The organism is Mucilaginibacter dorajii (genome assembly GCF_024808255.1).
GTDB classification, from domain to species: domain Bacteria; phylum Bacteroidota; class Bacteroidia; order Sphingobacteriales; family Sphingobacteriaceae; genus Mucilaginibacter; species Mucilaginibacter dorajii.
Window position 1 is genome coordinate 313,928 of sequence record NZ_JANTYS010000006.1, and the last position, 25,758, is coordinate 339,685.

Consider the following 25,758-nt stretch of genomic DNA (forward strand, 5'->3'; position numbering starts at 1 on the left):
TGCCTGCACACCGCCCGGCACGCCCCCTCTCAAGAGGGGATTGGGGAAATAAGCGTTATTTAGCCGCAGATCGCATGGCGACGAAGACTCACCCGCCAGTCCGCCTTTGGCGAACGGCACCCTCTCTTCGGCTTCGCCGGAAAGAGGGGTTTGAAAATTTATTAGGTTTATGTTGTTTATTATCAATTGATTGAGCTATTTAAACCCCTCTTTCCACCGCAGGTGAAGAGAGGGTGGCCAGCGAAGCGTAGCCGGGTGAGTCGTCGCCGCTCTACAGAGCAAATTGCATGTCTGCTCTGTAGGGCGACGAGATTGCCGCGCTTCGCTCAATGACATATTTAAAATAAAAGCACCCGGCATGAAAGCGCCGGACCCGGAGAAAGCAAAACACTGCCTCTCCATATAAAATATATATGAAATACTACTACCTGATAATCATCTTACTATTCACTATCACCACTGCCCACAGCCAGGCCAGTAACGATCATATCTTTCCGGCATCGGCTGCAGCTAAACCTTATATCGATTTTGATAGCAAGGGCTTTGTTATTGAAGGTAAACGTACCTTCCTGGTATCGGCCGGTTTGGAGTACGCACGCATTCCGCATGAGTTATGGTATGATAGGTTGTTACGCATCAAACGCGCAGGATTTAATTGTATCGAGATTTATACCATCTGGAACTTCCATGAAGAAAAAGAAGGTAAATTCAATTTTACCGGTGACCGTGACCTGGGCAAATTTTTAGACCTGGTGAAACAGTTAAACATGTACGCCATTGTGCGCGTTGGTCCGTATTACTGTGCCGAATGGGATAACGGCGGTTACCCTATATGGCTTAAGTTTAAAAAAGGGGTAAGTGTACGTGAGGATAACAAACCCTTTGAGCAATATGTAGATAGGTTTTTTGACCATCTTTTACCCGTAGTGTTCAACAGGCAAATTAACAAGGGCGGCGCGGTTGTGCTGGTTCAGTTAGAGAATGAGCATCCTAAAGGCTGGGGTACCGCCATGCCTAACGGATACTTTACCCATTTGCAAAGTAAAGCCCTGCACATGGGCTTGCAGGTGCCCTACTTTTTTAGCGGCCTGCACCACGCCAGCGACCCGGCCGGTGATGGTAAGTTAGATGATGCCAAACGATCAAACCCCTGGTTTTCTACCGAGTTTTGGAGTGTGTGGTATTCGCAATACGGTGCCAAGCCGGGTGATGACCAATTATATGACAGGCGTACCTGGAAAATCATAGCGCATGGCGGCAACGGCTATAATTATTATATGGCACACGGTGGATCGAACTTTGGCTATACCAATAACGATGAGGACGCCGCATCATATGACTACGGCGCGGCCATAGGGCAAACCGGTGATTTACGACCAATATATTACGCCTTTAAACGCGCCGCCTGGTTTGGCAGAAGTTTTCAAAGCGTATTGGAAAACAGTACCGATGCAACCGCTAAATACAGCAATATAGTAACTGATACAGCAATTAAAGTATCGGCCCGTACCAGCCAAGTCGGCGATATTGTGTTTTTAGATAATCCGGGTGCAAAGCCTGTGAAAGTTAATGTTGCAGATGCTGCTTTAACTATTTTGCCAGGCGAGATCTATCCTTTGATCCGCAATTATAAATTATCAGCAGGCGTTATGATTAACCGTGCGGATGCCCGGATATTCGCGATAGCAGATCAGCAAAATACAACTACCATTATATTGGATGCGGAACAGGGCGAGCCCTTATCCTTGCATCTTACTACCAACGGTGATGCTGTAAACACTACATCATCAGCATTAAAAATCGATGGTCATAAAGTCGATCTGAATATGCCGATGCCGGCTATTGATAAACCATTGGAGTTTAACTTTACAGCGGGCAAGCAAACCATCCGCATTTTGGTCATGAACCGGGAATGGACGGATCGCACTTTCATTACCGAAGCGGCCGGCCAGCGTTTTATTATTAGTGGTGCTAATTACGTTGCTGATGTTAGCAAGCAAGTTAGGCAGATCAAGCTAACAACAGAAGATCCTCTTGTTGGAGCGAAAGCCAATAAGATTTTAGTTTATACCGATAAAGAAGCAATAGCCTTAAATGTTCCGGCCATAAAATTAAGAGCCCAGCCCGACAGCATTATGCTGAATAACTGGGAAGCGAAAGCCGCGCTGGCAGGCAACGGTACAGCGGGCTGGCTAAAATCAACCCACCCGCAACCCATGGGTGCCGATGCTGATGTAACGCCAGATGCCTGGTATAAAACAATATTAAACATTCCATCAACCGGGAAATATACTTTGCAGGTAAACGGAGGTGGCAGGGGCCAGGCTTATGTAGATGGTAAGCCAGCTGTAAAATGGCAGCTGAATGATAACGAAGTGTCCTTCAACCTAAAAAAGGGCAGGCATACATTTACCGTTTTTGCCGCGCACGACGGTAGGGATAAACTGGCTGCCTACCTTGGGCCTATAGATAAGGTTGATAGTAAGGGCATCTTTGGCAATGCGCTGATTAAAAAGGGCGGCCCGTTCATTACAGAATTGGGCAACTGGTTTTTTACCAAAGCCGCTAAGAAAGACGATGTAAAAAACGGCCCCCCGACGTTTGATACTTCGGCCTACAAAAAATATAAAATTGGTAATGATGTGTTTAATTTGAAAGAGGGCTTTGCCTGGTTTCATACAACTATACCTCAACAGGTGCCCGGCACGTCAAAAATTAAACTGCTATTTAAAAGTGTTGATGAAAACGCAACCATATTTATTAATGGCAAACAGGTAGCTCATCATGATGGCTGGAACCAGCCCTTTGATGTGGATATCACCGATGCGACCACGCTGAAAAAGCCTATCGACTTGAGTATATTCATTGAAAACTACTCTAACGAGGGCGGGATAGATCAGCCTGTGAAGATTAATGCCATTGGAGATGCGCAGGCAATTACCGGCTGGCAATTAAAAGGCGGTCCAGGTAATCCTTTTGCAGATACTGGTTGGGCTAAGCTTGCCGGAAAAAGCACCGCGATGCCTTGTTTTTACCGCAGCACTTTTACCGTTAACGCGGCTAAAAAACCAACCTTCATCTGGCGCATCGACCCTAAAAACCTGGGGCATGGTTCCATTTGGGTTAATGGCCATGACCTGGGCCGCTATCCCGAAAAACTGGATATGAAAAGCTTGTACATTCCCGAATGCTGGCTGAAGGACGGCCTTAATCAAGTTGTTATTTACGACGAGGACGGCAAACATCCCGATGATGTAAAAATTGTAACCGAACCAGGCGCCGGCAGACTGATCAAAACCCTAACCGCCACTATTAAAGATTGAATTAAAAAACATGGCAATAACAACTGAAAGATTTACGGCGCTCGATGTATTCCGCGGGATGACCATCTGTTTTATGATCATTGTAAACGCCCCAGGTTCGGGCGCGGATGTATGGACACCACTTGATCACGCCCCATGGATAGGCTTTACCCCAACCGACCTGGTTTTCCCGTCATTTTTATTTGCGGTGGGCAACGCGCTTAGTTTCTCCAAAAAGAAGTTTGAAACCGATGCCGCATTTATCGGCAAGATTTTTAAAAGAACGGTGATTATATTTTTATTGGGCTACCTCATGTACTGGTTTCCGTTTTTTCACCGCGAAGCCGGTGGCTGGGCGTTTAACCCGCTGAGCCATACCCGCATTATGGGTGTATTGCAACGCATCGCGTTGTGCTATTTCTTCGGCGCTTTGATTGTGCATTATTGCTCGCAAAAAACAGCGGTGATCATATCCGTAGTACTTTTAATGGGGTACTGGATTTTCCTGCTCGCATTTGGCGAAGCCGGTAAAGAGTACACCATGCTGGGCAATGCCGGCACCAAGTTGGACATTGTAATAATGGGCAATGCCCATTTATACCACGACAAAGGCGGCCCCATAGCATTTGACCCCGAAGGTTTGCTAAGTACCCTAACGGGGATAGTGAACGTAATAGGCGGCTTTTTGGCCGGCGCGTTTATACAGAGGAAGGGTAAAAACTATGAATCGGTTGCAAGGCTGTTCATGGCTGGTGTTTTACTGATTGCCACAGCCCTGTTCTGGGCGCAGTTTTTCCCAATAGCCAAAAAACTGTGGACAAGCTCGTTCTCCCTGCTTACCATCGGTATCGATCTGTTGCTGCTTGGCTTTTTGATCTTCACTATTGAAATTAAAAAGATACAGCGTGGCACCAATTTCTTCCTCACCTTCGGCAGGAACTCACTGGCCATTTATTTGCTGTCGGAATTATTGCTTACCGTGTTTCAAACCATTTGGGTTGGCCCTAAACTCAGCTTTTACGATTGGATAAACCAGGTGTTCTACCAGCGCGTTTTCCCCGGCGCTTTTGGCACCCTGGTATTTGCTATTTGTTATATGATGCTGTGCTGGCTGGTAGCGTATGTGTTGGATAAAAGGAAGATTTATATAAAGATATAGGGAATTGGGAAGGTTTTATAATGAGGCTTTTTAATGTAGAGAGGCATCACATGCGTCTTTAGCTATACAGAGCGGATTACCCGAGGTATGGCTCTATGCCGCAGAACAAATCCGATTTGCACGCGGGAGACGCATGTGATGCGTCTCTACAAAAAAACAATTAGCTTCTAAAATATTAAGGATGCGGTTAGATAGGTTTAAGTCAGTTTTTCTTTTTTGTGTTGCGATATTATTATGTGGCTTTGCAGGCCGGGCATCAGCCCAGCAATCAAACCACTTAAAATATGTTGATCCTTTTATTGGCACAACGGTAAGTAATGTAGTCACCAAATGGGGCAACATTGGCGGCACCTATCCTGGCGCGGCGGCGCCATCGGGAAACATCCAGTTGAGTCCCGAAACCAGGGTTACCGGTGCCCGCGGGTATAACTATGCCGATAGTTCCATTTATTATTTCAGTTGCTTTAAACATGCGAGCGGCTACCCCGAAGGCTCATCCGGTCGGTTTTTTATCATGCCGATAGGTGACAGGGTGGAATTTGGAGCAGGTAAGTACTCCGCAAGGTTCTCGCATGGTAATGAAAAGGCATCGGCAGGTTATTATAAAGTACATTTTGAGCGGGAAAACATTACTACCGAAGCCACGGCCACTCCGCGTACCGGTATGTTCCGTTTTACATTCGCGCCTGGCAGTCAACCTCGCATTTTCATCGGTGACTGCGGTGACTTAACCACTTCATCATCAAAAATAATCCACGCATCAAATAACCACTCGGTGCTCAACTTTAGCGAAAGTTTTGTAGATAAAAAGCAGTTAGATGGCGGCTGGGTGTTCACATTTTTACCGGCACAAAAGAATATCATAGTTAAAATAAGTACATCGTCGGTTAGTTATGCGGGAGCGCAAAACAATATTGATAAGGAAATTGGTCGGCTTGATTTTGACCGGGTGCGCCAGCAAACAAGCCAGGCCTGGCAAAAGCTATTGGCTGTGGTAGATGTAAGCGATAGCAATGAGCAAAACAAAACCGTGTTTTACACTGCTTTATATCACTCCCTACTGTTACCCTGGGTACTTAACGATGCCGATGGAAGGTATACAGGTGTTGATGGTTTGATTCATCAGAAAACCGGCGATGTTCAGTATGATTTTTTCTCGCCATGGGATACCTTTCGGTCGCTGCACCCTTTGCTTACGCTGCTTTATCCGCAGAAACAAAAGGATGTGATCCTTTCTATGCTGGATGTTTATAAACAAAGCGGCTACCTGCCAACCGAATCAATGACGGGGAATCATGCCATCCCTATTATTGTAGATTCGTACCTGAAAGGAATTACCGGCTTCGATAAAGCACTTGTTTACAGGGCTATGAAAAAGAGCATTGTTGGCGGGCCTTTTGTCCAAAACGATATGGAGGTGTATAATCAAAAGGGCTACATCCCTTATACCAGTCCCGAATCGGTAACCCGCACGGTTGAATATGCTTATGACGACTGGGCGCTCTCGCAATTTGCCGGCCAGGTAATGCACAATGCCGCAGATGAGCAACTGCTCTCCAAACGGGCTTACAACTACCGCAACCTGTTAAATACAAATGAGTTGCTCATGCTGCCACGTAACGGCGATGACTTTAAATTACAACCCAGCACATCTGGTTATAAAGAAGGCGATAAATGGGTATATTCCTATTTTGTACCTCAAAATGGCCTTGACCTGGTTAATATGATGGGTGGCGATAACCAGTTTGCTACCCGTTTAGATTCGCTGTTAACCAATAATGTGGTGTTATTTGATAACGAAACAGTATTTCATTTACCCTACCTGTTTAACCAGGCCGGCAAACCACAACTGACTCAAAAGTGGGTTAGGCAAATTATGTTGAACAGGTTTAGTGCAAGCCCAGGCGGCTTGCCCGGTAATGATGATCTGGGCTCTACCTCAAGTTGGTACGTGTTCAGCGGCATGGGCATTTACCCGGTTTGCCCTGGCAGGCCTTTGTATGCTATCGGCGCGCCGCTGTTTAAGTCGGTAACGCTTCATTTGCCTAATGGCAAAACCTTTGTTATCAATAGTAATAATTCATCGGCAAAAAGCAATTACGTGCAAGGTTTAAAGGTTAATGGCAAGCCATTTGAAAAACTTGTTGTACCGCATGCTTTACTTGTAAAAGGAGGAAGTATGAGTTTTAACATGGGACACGATAGAAGCGACTGGCCCCTGAATAAAACGCCCATCGAACTATCGGCAACCCAACAAAGCGCCCGGTTTAAAATCGCTAATGTATCTTCCACAAAAAAAGTGGTAAACCCCGATGAGCCTTTATGGGTCAAATTTACCCTAAGTAATAGCGGTAGCACAGGCATTAAAACAGTGAAGTTAATAGCCAACAGCAAGTCTTATTGTACCAAAAATTGCCTGGTAGAAACCGGGCACACGGTTAATGATTCTATACCGATCCGACTTTATCCGGCAGGAGAAACAGTATTGAGTATTGATGGCTCGGCCCCTGTTGTGGTTGAGGTAAAGCTACCCGCCAGGCTACAACATCATCCTTACAAAATATGGAATCTTGATGTTAAACCAATGGTGAAGCTAAATGAAAAACAGGGGATCAAATACACCATCAAGAATACCGGCGGTGTAGCGAAGGTGTTCGATATCCCTGTAAAGCTGAATGATACCATCGTTTTTGCAGATAAAATAAAACTGAACGCCGGCCAAACCCGAACGATCAACCATACGATGGCAGCCGCCGGTAAAGGATTTAAGAAATTGAAGGTAGATACTGCAAGTGCCATTTACAAGGTTTACAACAGCAATTTGGAATCCTTAATACTGGATGTTGATATTAACGGAACAACCGTGTCTGATAAATCCGGCTTTAATAGCAACGCCATTATTATAGGCAATACCGCCCAGGAAAAATTGCTTTTTGGTGATTATACCTATGTAGAAATGCCAAATACCCCTGTTTTAGATAGAATGGGCGAAACCATTACCATGATGGGCTGGGTTTATCCAACCGGAAAAGAAAAAGGCCTTGTTGATATGATCACCAAAGGCGATAATCATGTTTTGCAAACCATGGATAATAAAACCCTTACCTTTTTTGCCGGTGGCTGGGGCCGGGGCGATGTCACCGTAAATGTGCCGGCCAATTGGACAAATCATTGGCATCATGTAGCCGGCGTTTGTACGGGCAATGGCCTCTATCTGTATATTGATGGTGTTTTAGCCGGAACTGCAGCGCTCGACGTAACCGTCAACTTATCGGTAAATAACAAATGGGTGTTGGGCCGAAATGAGGAATTTCCTTCGGAGCGGGTGTTTCATGGGTATATTAATGAGGTGAAAGTGTTTGAATCGGCGTTATCAGCAAATGAAATCCAATTGATAGTAAAATCCGCGCAGTATCAGTTTAAGAACTAAAAATCGCGCGGCATAAGGGAGTTAAATCAAGCGGCGGCTAATTTATATTGCTTTTAAACTCATACAACTTGTAAAAGTCGGTCGCTGGTCCGTTCACACAGGTAAGCCAGTTTTCCTTGGCTATAACAGGAGAGCAGGGGCCATAGGTGAAAATTCGGATAACTCTTTTGTTTGCTTCGTTTTGCAGCATGGTCAGCACCGTCTGCATTATGCTTCCTGCAAAAGGGGTATACATAAAAAATACTGTTCCTTTAGAGTAATCTGCTTTGCGGGCATCTGCGTTGATAAATTCAATATTAAGTAAGTTTAAATTGAGGGCGCAGCCTTGCGCGTAATTACAATAAGCGGGTTCATACTCTATCCCCTTGCAAACTACTCCGCTGATTAAATTTATAAGAATTGGAACCTGGCCTAAGCCCGAACCCAGGTCATAGAAAACATCATCCGGTTTTGCCTTTACTAAGTTAGCCAGTTCAAATATTATTTTCGCAGGTGTTTGTTGGTAAAATACCATCTCTGGTTTTGGCTCAATAGTTAGTGTGGGGATGGTTTCACCCAATAGTACCCCGTTGATGAAAATATCCAGGTTGTTATAGCCCATCTCCGTGTTTTTTTTACCATCAAAAAAATGATCACCAAAATATTTGCTGATCATCATTTGAAAGGATGATTGAGTATATCCACCTGTTCTGATCTGTTCTTTTAAATGAACAAATAGTTCGGCATTTATTTCTTCAAGTTCGTTTTCGAGTTTTTCCGCACGTTTTTTCAATGCATGCAACTCTTCATTTCGCCCGGTTTGTTGTTGCAGGCTTGCTATCCGATCAAGAATATGAAAATCAATAAAGTCGATGGCATTTGTACGGGAATCAAAATTATTTTTTTCGTACAAAGTGATATCCCGTTCATTAAGCGATATATCGGCTTTTATTTCAGCTATAATTTGCGGCAGTTTGATATCCATGAATTGATAAAGATAGTGCTAAAGTAATAATACGAGGTAGTTGGCGTTTGCTCCCAGGGCAAACGCATTTAATTGGGTTAACATAACTTAACATATTTTAAATGTAATTTATTGTAATATATTGATAATCAATATATTATATTTTAACATGGTTAACACTAAATTGATGTATCGCGTAATTTAGGCGCATCCAAATATTTGTGCCTGCTGTTGGCCAATACAAGTCCCTTCGATACCAGGATCATTTAACCAGGACCACATAATAAAAACAAGGTATCGTTTGATGCTTATATCTTCCCAACGCAATAAGCTTATTCCCTTAGCTATTATTAAATAAAAGCTTATCCCGTTAACTATTTAGACGCGTTTGCCCGGAATTTGCCCCTGGCTAATTTTTGAAGGTTAGTTAATTAAAATACTAATATTATTAGTATTTTAATTATATTTGTAATGCCGTCTGTAAGGAAGTCAAAATCCAGGGATAGCTAAATATTGATGCTTTTGTCTTGATATAACAATGAGAATAGAGGATAAACTATATGGTGTTTTCGATGTGGAACCGGTTTTGGCGCAATTAATTCGTTCTGAGCCGATGCAGCGATTAAAGCGGGTTCACCAGGGTGGCGCTATATTTTTGGTTGATGCAGCCATTAACCACACCCGGTTCGCGCATTCCTTAGGAGTATTGTTCCTGGTTAAATGCTTGGGTGGCAGTATGGAAGAGCAGATAGCCGCGCTGCTGCACGATGTTTCGCATACCGCTTTTTCGCATGTGGCCGATTATGTTTTTGATCATGTTAATGAAGACTATCACGAAAGTATTTTTGAGGAGGTAATCAACAATTCAGAAATTCCGGAAATTTTGAACCAGCATGGTTTTGATCCCGGCATTTTGTTCGGGCATGATTACCCAATTTTAGAACAACCCCTGCCGCTGCTTTGTGCAGATAGGGTTGATTATACCCTGCGCGACCTTTTCCAGGCTGATATGATCAGCTTAAAAGATGTGCGCCGCTTTTTAGCTGAACTTACGCTACAACATGGCCGGATGGTTGTAAAATCAGAAGCCGCAGGGCAATGGATCAGTGATCAGTTTAAGCAACTAAACGATTCCTATTTTAAAAAGCCCGAGCATGTATATGCCAACACCCTGATGGCTGACTTATTAAAACAGGGATTGAAAGAGGGCTTGCTTCAAAAAAAAGACCTGCTGAAAGATGATTACCAGGTGCTCAATAAACTGGCCAAAGAAAAGGCAGGCTATCAAAGGATAAACGAGATCAGGAAGCTCACTCATTTTAAACAATTCTACAGCAAGGGAGCGGCAGAACGGTTTAAAAGAAGGGAGCTTAGTCCGGCTGTTATGAGTTGATAGCGGCTTGTTTTATCGTTTTTAAGATAACTCCATTTATCTGCAATACAATGGGGAGGCTTCGATTTTTTCATTTCAGGTTACAAAGGTTTAGTTTACCTCCATACATTAGTTTGCTGCGTTAAATTTCATTTCAACTGCTTGGCAAATTCCGACGGCCTGGTACTGGTTAACTGGTAAAATATAGCACTGAATGCAGATAAGCTGTTATAACCCAGTTTGTAAGCTATCTCACTCATCGATAGTTCTGTCTGTAACATCAACTCAATAGCTTTAACCATTTTCAGCAGCTTAAAATATTGCAAAAAAGAAGTATGCAGGGTTGATTGAAATAAGCGCGATAATGTGCGCTCACTAAAACCGGTTTTGCTGCTCACCAAGGTAAGGGTAAGTGGCTCAAAAAGGTTGGCGTTCATGTAATTAAGTACCGGATGCATGCGGGTGTTTTCTGTTGTGGGTAGGGCTATTGGCAAAGCTTTTTGACTGATCTGGGGCAATATACTTTTAATGCCGGCCAAAAAGTTAAAAGCGGGCTCATCGGGTCGTACATCGCCATTCCATCTTTCAGAATAAGTGAGCATTTGCAGTAAAAGTGTGTTTATGGGGTAAATACCACCCTTGGTGTAAAAGGGGTTGGTGTTATCGTCGTGCGAGTAAAAGTAGATAGTACGGGTGATAGCTGATCTGTGCATTTCTACAAAATGCACCATACCGGCGGGGATCCATACATAATGCCGGGCGGGGATCACCAAAGTTTTATGGGTAAGGTGAATGTAGGCTATCCCGCCCTCTATGTATATCAATTGACCTTTTTTGTGTGTATGCTGCGGAAAATTGCGCTCTGTTTTCCAGTTGATTACATATACCGAATCGGGGTATTTATCAATATCCCGAAAGAAATTGTCGGCAGTTTCCCGGTCTATGTTTTGGCTGGAATGAATAAACATATGGCAAATTTAAATAAAATAAGCTTTTAAAAAGCCCTCACCTTTGTGCTATTGAAATACCATGAACTTTAATAGTAAATATCACCTAACCCTGTTGCCTGCCTTGTTGTTAGTTTTGCCTCTAAGCGCGCAACAACTTGTTACCGACACCAGTAAAACCCTCCCTTTAACAATTGCCCAGGTTTGGCAAAAGGCCGAGGTTAACAGCAAAGCTGTACGAATAAAACAACTGCGTATAACCAGCAGCCAGGAAGCCATAAAAGACGCCAAAGCCGAACGCCTGCCCGAAATTAATATCAATGGCGAATATGCACGCGTAAGCAATATGCCAGTTTATGAAAACGGGTTATTTAGCTCACCGTCGCAATTCCCGGTATTGCATACCACATATACTGTAGGTGCCGAAGCCTATTTAAACATTTACAACGGTAATAAGGTAAACCTGGAAATTGATGCCCGCAAAAACGAAAGCAATATAGCCGGCGAGCAAAAGAAACTTACCATATCTGAAACAAAGCTGCATGCTGCGGCCTACTACCTGGATATGCAGCGCAGCCTGATCTTTAAAGATCTTTTGTTGAAAGATATTGCCGCGCAGGAAAAACAACTCCTGCAAATCAAAACCTTGCAAAAGAACGGCGTAGTGCTGAAAAGCGATGTACTGCGTGCTGAGCTTAAATTATCCAAACAAAAGCTTTCCTTAACTCAATTAGATAACGATTTAGCAATTGCTAATCAAAAGCTAAACATATTGATAGGTTTGCCCGATGAACAGCGCGTTGATCCGGTTGAAGCTGTTCAGTTAGATTCGGTTTTGCTAAAACCATATAGCACTTACCTGGCCGACGCGGCAAATGGTGCTTACCAGGTAAAGATCTCTGAGCAGGAAACAGCTTTGAGAGAACTGAAGCTAAAAAGTGTAAAGGCAAACGTAATGCCTAAAGTGGGTTTGTTTGCAGCTTACAACTACAGCTATCCTCAAATCCAGTTTTATCCTTATTCAGCAAGTATTTATGGGTTGGGTTTAGCGGGAGTAAAGGCTTCTTTTTCGCCTTCATCGTTCTATCATAACTATCACAAAGCCAAAGTGGCCCGGTTGGAACTGGAAAGCCAGGAAATTGAGCATGCCCAAACCGAAGATGTAGTACGCCAACAGGTTAATGAGGCCTGGTTACGGTATAAGGAAGCGCTGAATAGGGTAGATGTTACCCAAACCAATGTGAAACAGGCTACCGAAAACAGGCGGATAGTAAGCAACACCTACTTTAACCAGCTATCGTTAATAACTGATCTGTTAGATGCCGATACGCAGTTATTACAAACCCGCTTTGACCTTGCCGCGGCCAAAATTGCCGCCCAGCTTCAATATTATCAATTACAAAACGTAACCGGCAAACTTTAATCATGACCAAGCAAATAACCACCCACACAAAAACAGATAAGATAATAACAATAGTGACCACCTGGATGGCCGGCATAATTGCCTTGCTATTGTTGGTTTGGGGCATCATAACGCTGATACACCTGTACAGCTACGAAGAAACAGATGATGCCCAGGTAGAAGCTTACATTAACCCAATTACAGCGCGTGTAAGCGGCTTTGTAAAAGAGATTAGGTACGATGAAAACCAGGACGTTAAAAAAGGAGATACCTTATTGATCATCGATAACCGTGAATACCAGTTGCAGCAAGAGGAAGCCGGCGCGGGCCTTCAAAATGCCAAAGAGCAAGTGCGGGTACTGCAAAGCAACGTACAAACCGCCGCCAAAATTGCCGAAATAAATAACGCGCAGATAGCCGCTGCTAAAGCAAAACTGGTTAAGCAGCAGCAGGAGTTTGAAAGGTTTAAAAAACTGTATGATGCCGAATCGGCTACCAAACAACAACTGGAAAACGTGCAAAGCGCGCTGGATGTTGCCCGGTCTGATTACCAGGCGGCTTTAAATACCTACCAGGCTTCGCTATCAAAAGTGAACGATAGCAGGTCGCAAATTACGCCGGTATTATCAGAAATTAAACGCCGTGAGCTTGTTTTACAGCGTAATAACCTTGATGTTTCCTATACCGTGGTTACCGCGCCTTACAATGGCAAAATGGGTAAAAGAACTATACAACCCGGTCAGCAGATACAGGTTGGCCAAACGCTGGCTTATATTGTTGACCAGGAAACCGGTCTTTGGGTAGTTGCCAATTTCAAAGAAACTCAGTTGCATGATATGCGCATTGGCCAGTCGGTTGATATTACTACGGATGCTTATCCCGATAGGAAAATAAAAGGCCAGATCCTTTCCTTATCGCCGGCAACTGGTTCGCGGTTCTCGTTGCTGCCGCCAGATAACTCAACCGGTAACTTTGTGAAGATAGCGCAACGCATTCCCGTAAAAATTAAAATAGATAACAAAGCTGCCGATGTGGCTTTTTTAAGCGCCGGCATGAATGCCAGCGTTGCCGTACCCAAAAATCAATAAAAAATGAGCCGCGTAATTCCCGTTTTTAAACCATGGGTGCCCGAGTGGCTTATCCGTATAAGTTTGCTGCTGGTAATTTTACCGGGTATCATTTTGTTTTCGTTATCTATCAGTAATGTAAGCGCATCGGCTGGTTATTATGGAGTTAGCCCTAATGATGCCCAGTTTTCAATGATCATACTGTATGCAGCAACCGCAAGCTTTGTGGTATTGGAGAAACGATTTTTTAGAAACTTTGCCAGTAAAATATACCTGCTTATCAGCGTGTTGTTGTTGGTTATCACTTGTTATATCTGTTACAATACCCGCACGTTTTTCCTGCTTTTAATTTTTAGGTATATCCAGGGGATGCTTACCTGTACCAGTTTAAGTATTACGCTTACGCTGATGTTTAGCAGGTTGCATAACGAGCGGTCAAAGGAGATTGGTTACTCGGTTGTTTACTGTGTGCTGTTGTGTGTATCGCCTCTGTCGGTGTTGTTTACAGCATCTATTATTGATAGTTTTAATTTTAATGTGATTTATAAATGCGCCATTTATTCCTTTTTACCAGGAGCCGTGCTAATGTGTATCATCATGAATAATGTGCACCTTGATCGCAAACTACCGCTATATAAATTAGATTGGGCCAGCTTTGTAATATATTCCGTTTGCCTGTGTCTTATAGGTTATGTAATGATATATGGCCAACAATACGATTGGTTTGACGACAGGCGGATAACCCTTAGTGTTACCGCGATTATATTGCTATTAACTGTTTTTGTGATCAGGCAACTCCATTCCAAACGACCATACTTTTATATCCAGGCCTTTAAATCCCGGAGTTTTGTGTTAGCGGCCTTGCTGCTGTTTGTGTTTTACATTTGTCGTGGCTCATTTGGTATTACAACCTCTTATATGAGTGGTGTTTTAGGCATCGACCCTATAAATCAGGGGTATTTGCTCATTTATAACCTGTTGGCCATCGTGGTAAGTGTAACTATTGCGTCCCGGTTTATGCTCAGGAAAAAGCCACTAAGGTTGATCCTCATTTACGGTTTTACCTTGTTGCTGGCATTTCATGTTTATATGTGTTTTGTGTTTTCGGCCCAGGTTGATACCGGAAGTTTAATCCTGCCGGTGATATTGCAGGGATTGGGCGCAGGTATGTGTATGACACCTATTATATTGTTCATCATATCGTCGTCGCCGGTAAAATATGGCAATACAGGCTCGGCAGTAGGAATCTTTATGCGCTTTACCGGTTTTTGCAGTAGTATAGCGCTCGTCAATTACTTTCAGCTTTACCGGCAGGCAGATCATGCCAGTCGTTTCCAGGAACAGTTGAGTGTACTAAACCCGGTAGCAGTGCAAAAACTAACCCTATATAAACAGGCTTTAACTGCCAAAGGAATAGCCCCTGATCAGGCCATAAAAATATCGAATGGGTTATTGAGCAAAACTATTGGAATACAAACCCAGCTACGCTTTGCTGTAGATTATTACCAGATGATCAGTTGGCTATTGTTAACCATTATTTTGATAGTGATTTTATTTCCATCTAAAAAGCAAACTGTAATAAATCTTGGTGCCAATCAACCAGCGCCGGTTGTTTATTGATGCAGATTTTTGCAGTATGTTTGCTGTAATAACTTACAACGATGCTTTTTCAAATTCCTAATCATGATACCATTGATATCAGTTCCCTCTTAGCATTAGCTAAGGAAGCAGGGGCAGGCATCTTCGCTATTTATAATAACGATGATATCGCCGTTACGCTAAAAGAGGATCAATCGCCCTTAACACTTGCGGATGGTATTTCGCACGAGATTATCATGAAAGGACTGACTGATTTAACGCCATCTGTCCCTGTAATATCAGAAGAAGGAAAAGAGATTCCTTATGAGGTTAGAAAAAATTGGGACTGTTATTGGTGTGTTGATCCTTTGGATGGCACCAAAGAATTTATAAAACGCAACGGCGAATTTACCGTAAACATAGCCCTGATGTGTCAAAACCAACCCGTTTTAGGTGTTATTTATCTACCGGTTACCGGCGATCTATATTACGGAGGAAAAGGAATTGGGAGTTGGAAAGAGGACGCTTCGGGCAGCAAGCAACAAATTTTTGCCGATACGGAAGCTTTAAATTGGGTAGCGGCAGGCAGCAGATCGCATGCCTCAGATGTGGAGATCGAATTGCTCAAACAATTCCCTATTACAGGGAATATTACCATAGGCAGCTCCATCAAGTTTTGTCTAATTGCAGAAGGTAAAGCCCATATTTATTATCGCCATGGCGCTACCATGGAGTGGGATACCGCCGCGGGGCAAGCAATTGCCGTGTACAGCGGCGCGCAAATGACTGCCGGGGATGGGCAGCCCTTTAAATACAACAAGCCATCTTTATTAAACGGCGGATTTATTGTGAAAGTGAAATAATCTAATTCAAATCTTTTTGTACAACATCATTTACCCCTAAAGCTCTTTTCCGGTAATCTGTAGGCGTCATGCCTGTTTTTTCTTTAAATAGGGTCGAGAAATAAAAATAGGTATCAAATCTTAATAAATAAGCGATCTCTTTTATTGGTGTTTCGGGGTTATTGAGCAGATCTTTAGCCCGTTCTATTTTGAGCTGGATATAATATTGTCCCGGCGATAACCCGGTATAGTTTTTAAAAACTTTCCTGAACCAGGAGTACCCAACTTTTAACTCCTCGGCGGCTTGCTCCGGCGAGTAATCGTTTTCGATATTTGCCCTGAGCAGTAAGCGGGCCTTATTGATCACTGCTTCTTTGCCTTCTCCCTCGGCCAGGTTTTGTTTAATAATGGCATGGAAATTTCCCATCAAATGTAAGGCGGCCCCAGATATCAAAGGCTGGTAGCCAGAGTTTTCCTGTTTTGTTTTTTCGATGATGAGGTTAAACAGGTTGAAAATTCCCTCATGAAAGCCGATATACAAACAAGGATTGGCAGGGCTAATAAATTCTTTTTTAACCAGGTTATCAATGATGTTGCCTTTCATTCCAATCCAATATTCATCCCAGCCGGTTTCTTTGCAGGGTTTGTAACGGTGCCTTTCGCCGGGGAAAAGAATAATAATGGTGCCAGCTTTTACTTCCCGTATTTTGCAACTATCTGATTCAAAGGTGCCTTTGCCATTGGTGATATAAATAACCTGGAATTCGTTTAAAACGCGACCTATAGTCCAGTTAAAATAATGATGCGCGGGGTGGCTTTGCACCGGATATGATCCGTTGGCCTCTACATGGGTACAGCCGGTATTTAAAACGCACAATCCCCAATTCTCATCTTCTGTTGATACCGGTAAGTATTTGTAATAATTGATCATTAAAATTTAATAGCAGGAAAGCCATCCGCAGGCAATTAAACAATAATGAACCGTAAATTGTCTTTCAGATGGTGATGGTTTATTTTATTAAAATTAGCAACAATTAGTTTAGGCACAACTAAAATGTCAAAAACTACAAATGAAATATCAAAAAATAAAGCTGTGTAACTAAATAAACTATATCAACTGTTACTTGGTTTTCATCATCAGCCTGTATTTCAAAACCTTTTTCACTTCCGCTTTAAAGGTAATTCCACCGTCGCTGCTATATTGTTCTATCCCGGTTGAGAACGCGGTATCGCTATAAGCAAAACCATAACACCCGGTTGTGGCTGCCGACTTGATGACCATACAATAGGCCACCCCCTTTTTTACCTTCAACTTAGGACGTATAGTTACCTGTTTAGCCGACCAGCCGATAGATTCTACCGGAACAACTTCAGTACTCAAAGCCTCACCCAAAGGTTTTCCCAATTTATCGGCTTTGAATACGCTCACCTCAAGCCCGGCATTAGGATAGCCGGTTTTAAAGGTGGTGAGCAAAATTCCATTTAAAGTTCCTGCACTTGCTGCGGTAAATGATTGCGACCGCTGTACATTTTTACTGATGTCGCACGAAGTTTTGTATTCTGATGGATTTGGTTTACTAACTACTTTATTATCAGATGGCTGGATCTTAAAAGCCTGATCGCAGGTCATGGGAATGATAGCGCCGTCGGCAGCGAAAGTAAGGGGTGCCCAGTAATAATTGGCCAATGCCTCGTTTTTGGCGGCATTGTTCCACAAATCGCTGCCAAAAAGGAACACCGTACCCGATGATAGTTTGATAGTTGATACAAAAGAAGGCTGCCCGCCACAGGAGTTATCACTTATCTTTTTACCCTCAGACCATGGTCCTAATGGTGAAGTGGCCGTTTTATAAGATGCGCCCGTGCCCGAACAGTAACCGCAATTAGGATCAGAATAAACCACGTAATAAATGCCTTTACGCTTAAACATGCCGGGTGCTTCGGTACGGCCCGCGGTTACTCCTTTAACAACCTGGCCGGTGCCGGTAAGGTAATCGTCGCTTAGTTTTTCAATAACTATGGTGCCATTGGTGCGCCAGTCGGTATAAGCCAGGTAGGCGGTGCCATCATCGTCTACAAAGGTATCGTGGTCGCCGTTGTTTAGCCCGGCTGCGGGGGCGGTGCTGTTTACAGCCAGTTTGGGTTGTTCCTGCTCGGTAAATGGCCCAACAGGGCTTTTGCTGCTAAACACCCTATAGCCGGATACATTATCATAAACGTTGATCCACAGTACATAAAACCCTGTTTTTTGATTGAAGATTACGTGCGGCCTGAAACAGCCATACGTGTTGCCATTGCAACGGGTTTGCCAAACCTGGGTTTGGGCATCAAACAAAAAGCCACGGTCAGTCCAGTTTACAAGGTCGGTTGATGTATAAGTTTTGAAGCCGCAGAAGGGGGCGCTTTTGTTACCCCACTCAAAACCACAGTCATAGCTGGTGCCATAAAGGTAATACGTGCCGTTAAACAGGGCTATTTCGCCATCATGGGCGTCTATCGCATCGCCAACGGTGTTGAAGCGGGTTACCTGTTTGCCACCCTTATCAAAGTTGGTTACCGTATTTGATTTTGCTTTGGCAGTATTGGTTTGCGCGTTTGCCTGCTCTATGCAAAGCCAGGAAAAAACAATAAAAATAAGCGATGTGAAACTGTTGTTAGCGGACATGTTTTATATGGAATTTTTGTTGATCAATGGTTATTAACCAAGATGCAAATAATTGCTTTATAAACGGCTAAAATAACCAAACCCGCAAAGCTGTCTTTACACATTTTGACAATTGATATACGCTTTGTGATATCGTGATACTTTTTAAAGTAGTTTGATTTTATTCTATAGCGTTTATGCTATTTTTTTAAAATGTACTCCCATGTTGTTTTGTAAATATCTGTTTTTCAAATAATTGTTAATTGTCAAAAACTATAACTCAAATATCAAAACCTGTATTTGTGGCAGGTGTGGATTGGGATACTTTTGAAAACCGATTTAAATCAATGCACTGCTTCGTGTACAACAGCAGTGCTAAGCCCTAAAAAAAATACAATTCTGAAACTGAAATTCATGTGTATGCCTATGGTGTAAAAAATGTGCAACAAGTACGCAGTTTACTGTCAGATAAAAACCAATTAATTGAGGAAAATAAGTAACAAATAAGCAATAAATTATGAAAAAAAGACTTTTACTTTTTTTAACCTGCAGGCTCATCCCCTTAATGGCGTTAACGCTGTTATTTTGCCTGCCCGTTTCGGCGCAAACGGGGGCAACCGTTTCCGGAACATTAACAGATTCTGTAAGTACCGAACCACTGATCGGGGTATCGGTAATGGTACAGGGAAGCAACGCCGGTACTCAAACCGATGTAAAAGGAAAATTCAGCATAAACGCCGCCAAAGGAGCGGTGCTGGTATTCCGGTACATCGGCTACAATGAAAAGCACATCACTGTTGGCGAAAACACAACCATCAGCATAAGGCTATCGCCGATATCACAGGGATTGAAAGAGGTAGTTGTGCTGGCATATGGCTCCCAACGCAAAGGAGATATCACGGCAGCCGTATCATCGGTCGACCTTTCCAAATCGCAGGGTATCCCGGCGTCAAACGTTGGGCGTTTGCTGCAAGGGCAGGCACCGGGTGTGGTGGCTAAGCAAACTACCGGGCAACCAGGGCAGGAGCTACAGGTAGAGATCAGGGGCAACAGCTCCCTGGGTGCCACCAGCGATCCGCTTTACGTGGTTGATGGTTTCCCGGTAGGCACAAGTGTTGGCAACGCTTTAAACTCCAACGATATTGAAAGTATCACCATATTAAAAGACGCTGCATCTACATCTGTATATGGATCAAGGGGCGCAAATGGGGTAGTGCTTATCACCACCAAAAGCGGTAAAAAGGATGGCTACAAGTTAACGGTAAGCTCAAACAACGGCTTTGCCAATGTGCCCGATTCAAGGCGGGTGAAAATGCTCACCGGGCCGCAGTTCGCGCAGTTTGAAAATGATGTGTATTCAGACAAGATCAGGTACTTTCAAAACAGGGAACCATCTGCGGCCGATATTCCGGCAGATTTCAGGTTCCCGGCCCAAACCAAGGTATCTACAGATTGGTATAAAGAGATCCTACACCAGAACGCGCCTTTCAGCGATTACAACATGTCGCTAAGTAACGGTTCCGAAAAATCAAGTTCGTACATATCCGTTGGTTACCTTGATCAGCAGGGATCATTGATCAATACAGGTTTTAACCGGGTTACCGCCAGGGCCAATTTAGATGGCCGGCCAAACCAGTACATCAACTTTGGTTTACACCTTTCGGGAGCTTATTCATGGGCAAAAAACAGCGATGCCATCGCGGGCGGTTTTGGCAACAATATTGTTGACCAGGCCCTATTGATGGATCCACGCGAGCCGGTATACAACGCCGATGGCACCTATAACAATTACGTAGGCGGGCACGATAATATTTTTGGTTTCCCCAACCCGGTACAACGCTTAAACGAGGAAATACACAAAGAGTACAAAAGCAATGTAACCGCCAACGCTTATGTGGAAATTAAACCACTGAAAGACCTTGTTTTCAGAACCAACGTTAGCGGCGTGCTTAATGATCAGCGCAATCATGACTTTACCCCGTCAGATGTGGCCGGCTTTAACAGTGCCCCTCCGCGCCAGGCTACCGCAGGCGAGTACTTTTATAATTACATGAACTTTGGCATGGATAACCTGCTTACCTATTCACCTAAATTTAAGGATCATAAAATAGAGGTAACGGTTGGTCACATCTTCCAAAAAAATACCGTTAACACAGGTAATGCAACCGGTACCAATTTCCCGGATGACCTGGTAGAGTATGTATCTGCCGCCAACCAGCGCGATGGTAGTTCGGGAATGGCTGCTTATACTATCGAGAGTTTCCTGTCAAGGGTAAACTATTCTTTCAAAGATAAATACCTGTTTACTGCCGCATTTAACCGCGAAGCCAGCTCAAGGTTTGGTAGTGCCAACCGCTGGGGTAATTTTCCATCGGCATCCATTGGCTGGCGGGTATCACAGGAAAGCTTTTTTCCTAAAATGAGCTGGCTTGACGATTTTAAGCTACGGGCCAGCTATGGTGTTACCGGTAACAACAACATTGGTAACTATACCTCGCAGGCCAATATCAATACCAGCAATTATGTGCTGGGCAATACGGTTGTGCCCGGTGCCACCATCGGCTCGTTTCCCAATGTTAATTTGGGTTGGGAGCAATCAAAACAGTTGGATATTGGTACTGATATCAGCCTGCTAAAAGGTAAGGTTAACTTTACTGCTGAATACTACCGTAAGCTAACCACCAATATGTTGTTGAATGTAGAGGTGCCTGCGGTGGCCGGTTTCGGTAATATCATCACCAATATTGGCAAACTGCAAAACAAGGGACTGGAGTTTGGTGTAAATTACCGCGATAACTTTGGTAAGGTATCGGTTAGTACAGGATTTAACATTTCGTTTAACCGCAACAAGATCTTATCTATAGATGGCGACAGGAATTCCCTGTTAACCGGTGCTTTTTATGATGGCTACAACATATCAGAAGTTGGTAAACCAATAGGTATGTTTTATGGCTTTAAAGTGCTGGGCATTTACCAAAACCAGGCTCAGATTAACTCAACGCCGCATAACGCCAATAATGTCCCCGGCACCTATCAATATTTTGATGGCAATGGGGATGGCGTAATATCGTACGATACCCAGGATATGGTGGTAATTGGTAACCCCAACCCCAAATTCACCTGGGGCTGGAACTGGAACGTGGGCTATCAGCATTTTGATTTAAGCATGCTGTTTAACGGCTCATACGGTGCCCAGATCTATAGGGCGGTTGAAATGAACCTGGCCAATATTGATGGTGTATTTAACGTACTGTCTGATGTGCAAAACCGCTGGCGGTCTCAGGCTAATCCCGGTGCGGGCAAATGGCCAGGTTCAAATACCTATTATTTTACAAGGGAGGCTAACTCGCGTTACGTTTACAGCGGCACTTATACCTGGGTAAAAAATATCACCCTGGGTTATACTATACCAAGGATTAAAAACCTGTTCGATGCCAAAATTTTCATCAGTGTTGATAATGCCTTCCTCATCACAAAGTACCCGGGTAACAACCCCGAAGTTAACGCGGCAAGGGCCAATAATGGTAATGATGTGATTAGTCCGGGCCGCGATGGTGAATCGTACCCGGTTCCACGCACCATCTCTATAGGCACAAGGGTCAACTTCTAATTTAAAAACGTAAAACGATGAAAAATATATATAAATTATCATTCATTATAGGGATGCTGGCCATTACATCCTGCAAAAAAACGTTCCTCGATCTGTCTGATCCAACCAAAAAAACGGCAGATAAATTTTACCAGAACGAGCAGGAAATTCAGCAGGCCGTAAGTGGTGCTTACAGCTCATTGCAGGATCATGTGAACAGCCAGTACATTTTTGCCGAAATGTCTTCGGATAATACAACCATCCAGTTAGATCCGTCGGACCGTGGGCAAACTGATAGGGTAGAGGCATTTGAATTTTGGAACGTTACGGCTACCAACGCCAACATTGCTGATATGTACAACCAGTGTTATAACGCATTGTACAACATCAATTACGCGCTTGCAAAAATTGATGGTGTTACGGCTATTGATGCCAAAAAGAAAGCCCAATACCAGGGCGAGCTGGAGTTTATGCGCGCCTACTACTATTTTAATTTGGTTCGGTATTTTGGTGGAGTTGTATTGATTACGCAGCCACTGGCCACATCATCTGATGCCTTTAAAACGGTACGCAGCTCCGAAGCTGATGTATACGCGCAAATTATTAAAGATTTGACCGATGCCGCCGCAAAGCTGCCCGCGAAAAGCGAATATGCTGCCGCGGATCTCGGCAGGGCTTCCAAAGGCTCGGCTTTAGGTTTGTTGGGTAAGGTTTATTTAACCACTAAAGATTACGCTAAAGCTACCAGCACACTACAGCAGGTGTTAACATTAGGCTACTCTCTTGTTGGCGATTACGCTTCAGTTTTCGATCCTAATAATAAAAACAACAGCGAATCGGTATTTGAGGTGCAATATCAGGGTGGTAATAACCTGGGCGAGTGGAGTAATTTCATTTACATTTTTGCGCCGAGGGGTTCAGAGGGGGCTGTAACCGGTTTCTCTACCAGTCGCCCGCAGGGCTGGAACATCCCTACCAAAAGCATCATCAGCGAATTTGAACCTAACGACAAACGCAAAGCCGTGTCACTTAAAGAAGGGTACACCAATGCCGCCGGTACTTTTGTAGGTATTCCATTCATCAATAAATACAATCACCCGCACACCATAGTGGGGAGAACGGACGACGACTGGCCGGTGCTGCGTTATTCAGATGTATTGCTGATGCTGGCCGAATCTATCAATGAGGCGTCTGGTCCGGCAACTGCTTACACATACATTAACCAGGTACGGGCAAGGGCTGGTTTGGCTGCCTTAAGCGGTTTAAGCCAGGAAACTTTCCGCACCGCCATCAGGCATGAGCGCCGCGTTGAGCTGGCCTTTGAAAACGACAGGTGGTTTGATTTGAAACGCGCGCTCACAATTGATCAAATGACCGCTTTACTGAACGCGCACGGCCAGGCCGAAAAGGCAAGCCCGACTGTTGACAGGGGCGGCGTTCCTTTTGCGCCAACAGATTATAAATTTGATGGCTACGAGGCCCTTTACCCAATTCCCGACCGGCAGATTTTTCTCGATCATAATTTAAAGCAAAATCCAGGATACTAATTATTGGTTGATTAGATAAAACGTGGAAGCGGCTGGTTTTAGGTACAGCCCTTCCCGTTTTTAAGGAGGCTACTTCATTGGGGGATGAAGGTGAAAATGATCGCTCATTCCAGCGCGCCCCCTCTCAAGAGGGGATTTGAAAAGTCTCCCGTTCAGTGATAACAGCATTTTTATTTGCCATAAAGTTTAGGTTATATTTATAAACGATTGACTACTAATGAAAAAAATAACGTGTATTAGTTTTTTATTACTGGGGATAGGCATTTGCCGGGCACAAACGCCTCAGTTAAAGGTAGACTGGAATGATGTTACCATGACATCACGCTCAACCCCTACACTACAGGTTGTGGGTAACCCCATGCTTAGGCCGGGGGCGGCCATGCGCGAAAATTCCTTAAAGGCTTTGCGCGGCTTAAATGCCGACTATGTGCGGTATGTCCCGTGGTTTCCGTACCCCAAACTGGCCGTAGCCGAACTGGAAGCGCCAACAGCTACCAAAACATCATGGGATTTTAGTTTGATAGACCCCATGACCATCGATTTTTTGGAGGCCACCAAAGGGCACAGCATCATCATGAATTTTAGCACCATACCGCAATGGATGTTTAAAACAGATAAGCCCGTTGCTTACCCCGCCGACGCCAACCAGGTGGGTTGGGGCTACGGTGGCGGCACCCAGTTACGGGATACAACCATGAAGGAGTTAACCGGTTATTATACCCGGCTAATCAGTTGGTACACTAAAGGGGGCTTTACCGATGAGTTGGGTAGGTACCACAAATCGGGGTATCATTACCAGATTCCGTATTGGGAAGTTTTGAACGAGCCCGACCTGGAGCATAGCATGTCGCCGCAAACCTATACCAAGATCTATGATGCCATGGCAATGGCCATAAAGCAGGTATTGCCCGATGCGAAAATTGTAGGCTTGGCGCTTGCCTACCAAAACCCTGATTGGTTTGAGTATTTCCTGAACCCCGCTAACCATAAGCCCGGTATCCCGATAGATATGATCTCATATCATTGCTATGCCAATGCCAATACCAATCAAAAGTTTGACGCCTATGAATATTCGGTTTTTGATAAGGCCGAAAACTTTGTAAACACGGTTTCATACATCCAAAACATCAGGAAGCGTTTAGCGCCAAACACCAAAACAGATATTGACGAACTGGGTACCTTTGTAAACGACCAGATGCGTAACCAGCCCATTCAGCCCGAGTACTGGAACCTTTCGGCAAGTGTATACGCCTATTTTTTTATCGGGCTTACCAAAGCCGGTATTGATGTTATAGGCGAATCGCAATTAGTGGGCTTTCCAACACAGTTCCCGGATGTAAGCATGATCAACTATGTAAACAACAAGCCTAATGCCCGTTTTTGGGTGCTCAAGCTCATTAAAGATAACATAGCAGCGGGCAGCAAACTGGTAAAAACCTGGGTAGATGACAATAATGGCGATGATATTGTTGCACAGGGATTTGTGAACAATGGCGTTAAAAAAATGCTTATCCTTAATAAACGTAACAAAGCCATCAGCATAAAAATACCGGCAGATTTTAAAGGTTCAAAAATCACTTTGCTTGATACCGCAAGCGGCGACGATGAGCCGATAGCAGCAGCGTTGAATAGCGATGTGGTTGAACTAAAGCCTTTTGCTGTAGCTATGGTAAATTTTGATAAATAGCATTGGGGATTGATTAAAAATAAATCAAAAAGTGTAAAACAAATATCAAATAGGTAACATCCCGCTTGTGAAATTAAAATAGATTTGGCTCTCCGGGGAAGATTTTAATTTGACGAAATGAAAAGCGCGGGCATGTGGGAATCCCCTCTTGAGAGTAATGGCACTAACTTAAAATAAAAAGTGTATATTTGGTTAAACCAGAGGATCAAATGACACCAAATCAATCATTAGACTTGAGTTTGCAGTTGC

Annotated in this window: 15 protein-coding genes; 11 read left to right on the plus strand and 4 right to left on the minus strand. The window is 43.8% G+C overall.

Translation table 11 applies throughout. The annotated features are described in order from the left end of the window. The first annotated feature begins 413 nt into the window (after window positions 1-413). The 3 genes from FHS10_RS10780 to FHS10_RS10790 all read left to right on the plus strand — a co-directional run bounded on the left by FHS10_RS10780 (window position 414) and on the right by FHS10_RS10790 (window position 7,891). On the plus strand, window positions 414-3,323 hold the full coding sequence (locus FHS10_RS10780) for a beta-galactosidase (RefSeq protein WP_259090370.1): 2,910 nt from the start codon (window positions 414-416) through the stop codon (window positions 3,321-3,323). A gap of 10 nt (window positions 3,324-3,333) precedes the next feature. Further along, on the plus strand, window positions 3,334-4,461 hold the full coding sequence (locus FHS10_RS10785; RefSeq protein WP_259090372.1) for an acyltransferase family protein: 1,128 nt from the start codon (window positions 3,334-3,336) through the stop codon (window positions 4,459-4,461). 181 nt (window positions 4,462-4,642) lie between these two features. Continuing rightward, window positions 4,643-7,891, plus strand: a complete 3,249-nt coding sequence (locus FHS10_RS10790; RefSeq protein ID WP_259090381.1) for a GH92 family glycosyl hydrolase — start codon at window positions 4,643-4,645, stop codon at window positions 7,889-7,891. Window positions 7,892-7,928: 37 nt separating this feature from the next. Here the strand turns inward: FHS10_RS10790 and FHS10_RS10795 are convergent, their stop codons facing one another. Then, window positions 7,929-8,855, minus strand: coding sequence for a class I SAM-dependent methyltransferase (locus FHS10_RS10795; RefSeq protein WP_259090383.1), 927 nt, complete (start codon window positions 8,853-8,855; stop codon window positions 7,929-7,931). 517 nt (window positions 8,856-9,372) lie between these two features. Between FHS10_RS10795 and FHS10_RS10800 the strand changes: the two genes are divergently transcribed. Then, window positions 9,373-10,227, plus strand: a complete 855-nt coding sequence (locus FHS10_RS10800; RefSeq protein ID WP_259090385.1) for an HD domain-containing protein — start codon at window positions 9,373-9,375, stop codon at window positions 10,225-10,227. A 128-nt stretch (window positions 10,228-10,355) separates the two neighbouring features. On the opposite strand, the gene FHS10_RS10805 is transcribed toward FHS10_RS10800, so the two are convergent. Beyond that, window positions 10,356-11,174, minus strand: coding sequence for a helix-turn-helix domain-containing protein (locus FHS10_RS10805; RefSeq protein WP_259090386.1), 819 nt, complete (start codon window positions 11,172-11,174; stop codon window positions 10,356-10,358). 61 nt (window positions 11,175-11,235) lie between these two features. Here FHS10_RS10805 and FHS10_RS10810 point away from each other — a divergent pair, with 61 nt between their 5' ends. From FHS10_RS10810 to cysQ, 4 genes are read left to right on the plus strand one after another with little or no spacing between them, the layout of a single operon-like run. After that, window positions 11,236-12,576: a TolC family protein gene (locus FHS10_RS10810; protein ID WP_259090389.1), complete on the plus strand. Its 1,341-nt coding sequence runs from the start codon at window positions 11,236-11,238 to the stop codon at window positions 12,574-12,576. Between the two features lie 2 nt (window positions 12,577-12,578). Further along, window positions 12,579-13,643, plus strand: a complete 1,065-nt coding sequence (locus tag FHS10_RS10815; RefSeq protein ID WP_259090391.1) for an HlyD family secretion protein — start codon at window positions 12,579-12,581, stop codon at window positions 13,641-13,643. Between the two features lie 3 nt (window positions 13,644-13,646). After that, window positions 13,647-15,242, plus strand: coding sequence for an MFS transporter (locus tag FHS10_RS10820; RefSeq protein WP_259090393.1), 1,596 nt, complete (start codon window positions 13,647-13,649; stop codon window positions 15,240-15,242). A gap of 41 nt (window positions 15,243-15,283) precedes the next feature. Continuing rightward, complete coding sequence (cysQ, locus tag FHS10_RS10825) at window positions 15,284-16,063, plus strand: 3'(2'),5'-bisphosphate nucleotidase CysQ (RefSeq protein ID WP_259090395.1); 780 nt, start codon at window positions 15,284-15,286, stop codon at window positions 16,061-16,063. A gap of 1 nt (window position 16,064) precedes the next feature. Here the strand turns inward: cysQ and FHS10_RS10830 are convergent, their stop codons facing one another. Both FHS10_RS10830 and FHS10_RS10835 read right to left on the minus strand, forming a co-directional pair. Continuing rightward, window positions 16,065-16,973, minus strand: a complete 909-nt coding sequence (locus FHS10_RS10830; protein ID WP_259090397.1) for an AraC family transcriptional regulator — start codon at window positions 16,971-16,973, stop codon at window positions 16,065-16,067. Window positions 16,974-17,162: 189 nt separating this feature from the next. Continuing rightward, on the minus strand, window positions 17,163-18,707 hold the full coding sequence (locus tag FHS10_RS10835) for a family 43 glycosylhydrolase (protein ID WP_259090407.1): 1,545 nt from the start codon (window positions 18,705-18,707) through the stop codon (window positions 17,163-17,165). Window positions 18,708-19,203: 496 nt separating this feature from the next. Here FHS10_RS10835 and FHS10_RS10840 point away from each other — a divergent pair, with 496 nt between their 5' ends. From FHS10_RS10840 to FHS10_RS10850, 3 genes are all read left to right on the plus strand, one after another. Continuing rightward, window positions 19,204-22,296, plus strand: coding sequence for a SusC/RagA family TonB-linked outer membrane protein (locus FHS10_RS10840; RefSeq protein WP_259090409.1), 3,093 nt, complete (start codon window positions 19,204-19,206; stop codon window positions 22,294-22,296). 17 nt (window positions 22,297-22,313) lie between these two features. Beyond that, on the plus strand, window positions 22,314-23,822 hold the full coding sequence (locus FHS10_RS10845) for a RagB/SusD family nutrient uptake outer membrane protein (RefSeq protein WP_259090411.1): 1,509 nt from the start codon (window positions 22,314-22,316) through the stop codon (window positions 23,820-23,822). A gap of 217 nt (window positions 23,823-24,039) precedes the next feature. Then, on the plus strand, window positions 24,040-25,509 hold the full coding sequence (locus FHS10_RS10850; RefSeq protein ID WP_259090413.1) for a GH39 family glycosyl hydrolase: 1,470 nt from the start codon (window positions 24,040-24,042) through the stop codon (window positions 25,507-25,509). The last annotated feature ends 249 nt before the right edge of the window (window positions 25,510-25,758 follow it).

Bases quoted from the DNA above. Each gene is read 5' to 3' on its own strand.
- FHS10_RS10780 (WP_259090370.1), top strand. From the start codon at position 414: ATGAAATACTACTACCTGATAATCATCTTACTATTCACTATCACCACT.
- FHS10_RS10785 (WP_259090372.1), top strand. From the start codon at position 3,334: ATGGCAATAACAACTGAAAGATTTACGGCGCTCGATGTATTCCGCGGG.
- FHS10_RS10790 (WP_259090381.1), top strand. From the start codon at position 4,643: ATGCGGTTAGATAGGTTTAAGTCAGTTTTTCTTTTTTGTGTTGCGATA.
- FHS10_RS10795 (WP_259090383.1), bottom strand. From the start codon at position 8,855: ATGGATATCAAACTGCCGCAAATTATAGCTGAAATAAAAGCCGATATA.
- FHS10_RS10800 (WP_259090385.1), top strand. From the start codon at position 9,373: ATGAGAATAGAGGATAAACTATATGGTGTTTTCGATGTGGAACCGGTT.
- FHS10_RS10805 (WP_259090386.1), bottom strand. From the start codon at position 11,174: ATGTTTATTCATTCCAGCCAAAACATAGACCGGGAAACTGCCGACAAT.
- FHS10_RS10810 (WP_259090389.1), top strand. From the start codon at position 11,236: ATGAACTTTAATAGTAAATATCACCTAACCCTGTTGCCTGCCTTGTTG.
- FHS10_RS10815 (WP_259090391.1), top strand. From the start codon at position 12,579: ATGACCAAGCAAATAACCACCCACACAAAAACAGATAAGATAATAACA.
- FHS10_RS10820 (WP_259090393.1), top strand. From the start codon at position 13,647: ATGAGCCGCGTAATTCCCGTTTTTAAACCATGGGTGCCCGAGTGGCTT.
- cysQ (WP_259090395.1), top strand. From the start codon at position 15,284: ATGCTTTTTCAAATTCCTAATCATGATACCATTGATATCAGTTCCCTC.
- FHS10_RS10830 (WP_259090397.1), bottom strand. From the start codon at position 16,973: ATGATCAATTATTACAAATACTTACCGGTATCAACAGAAGATGAGAAT.
- FHS10_RS10835 (WP_259090407.1), bottom strand. From the start codon at position 18,707: ATGTCCGCTAACAACAGTTTCACATCGCTTATTTTTATTGTTTTTTCC.
- FHS10_RS10840 (WP_259090409.1), top strand. From the start codon at position 19,204: ATGAAAAAAAGACTTTTACTTTTTTTAACCTGCAGGCTCATCCCCTTA.
- FHS10_RS10845 (WP_259090411.1), top strand. From the start codon at position 22,314: ATGAAAAATATATATAAATTATCATTCATTATAGGGATGCTGGCCATT.
- FHS10_RS10850 (WP_259090413.1), top strand. From the start codon at position 24,040: ATGAAAAAAATAACGTGTATTAGTTTTTTATTACTGGGGATAGGCATT.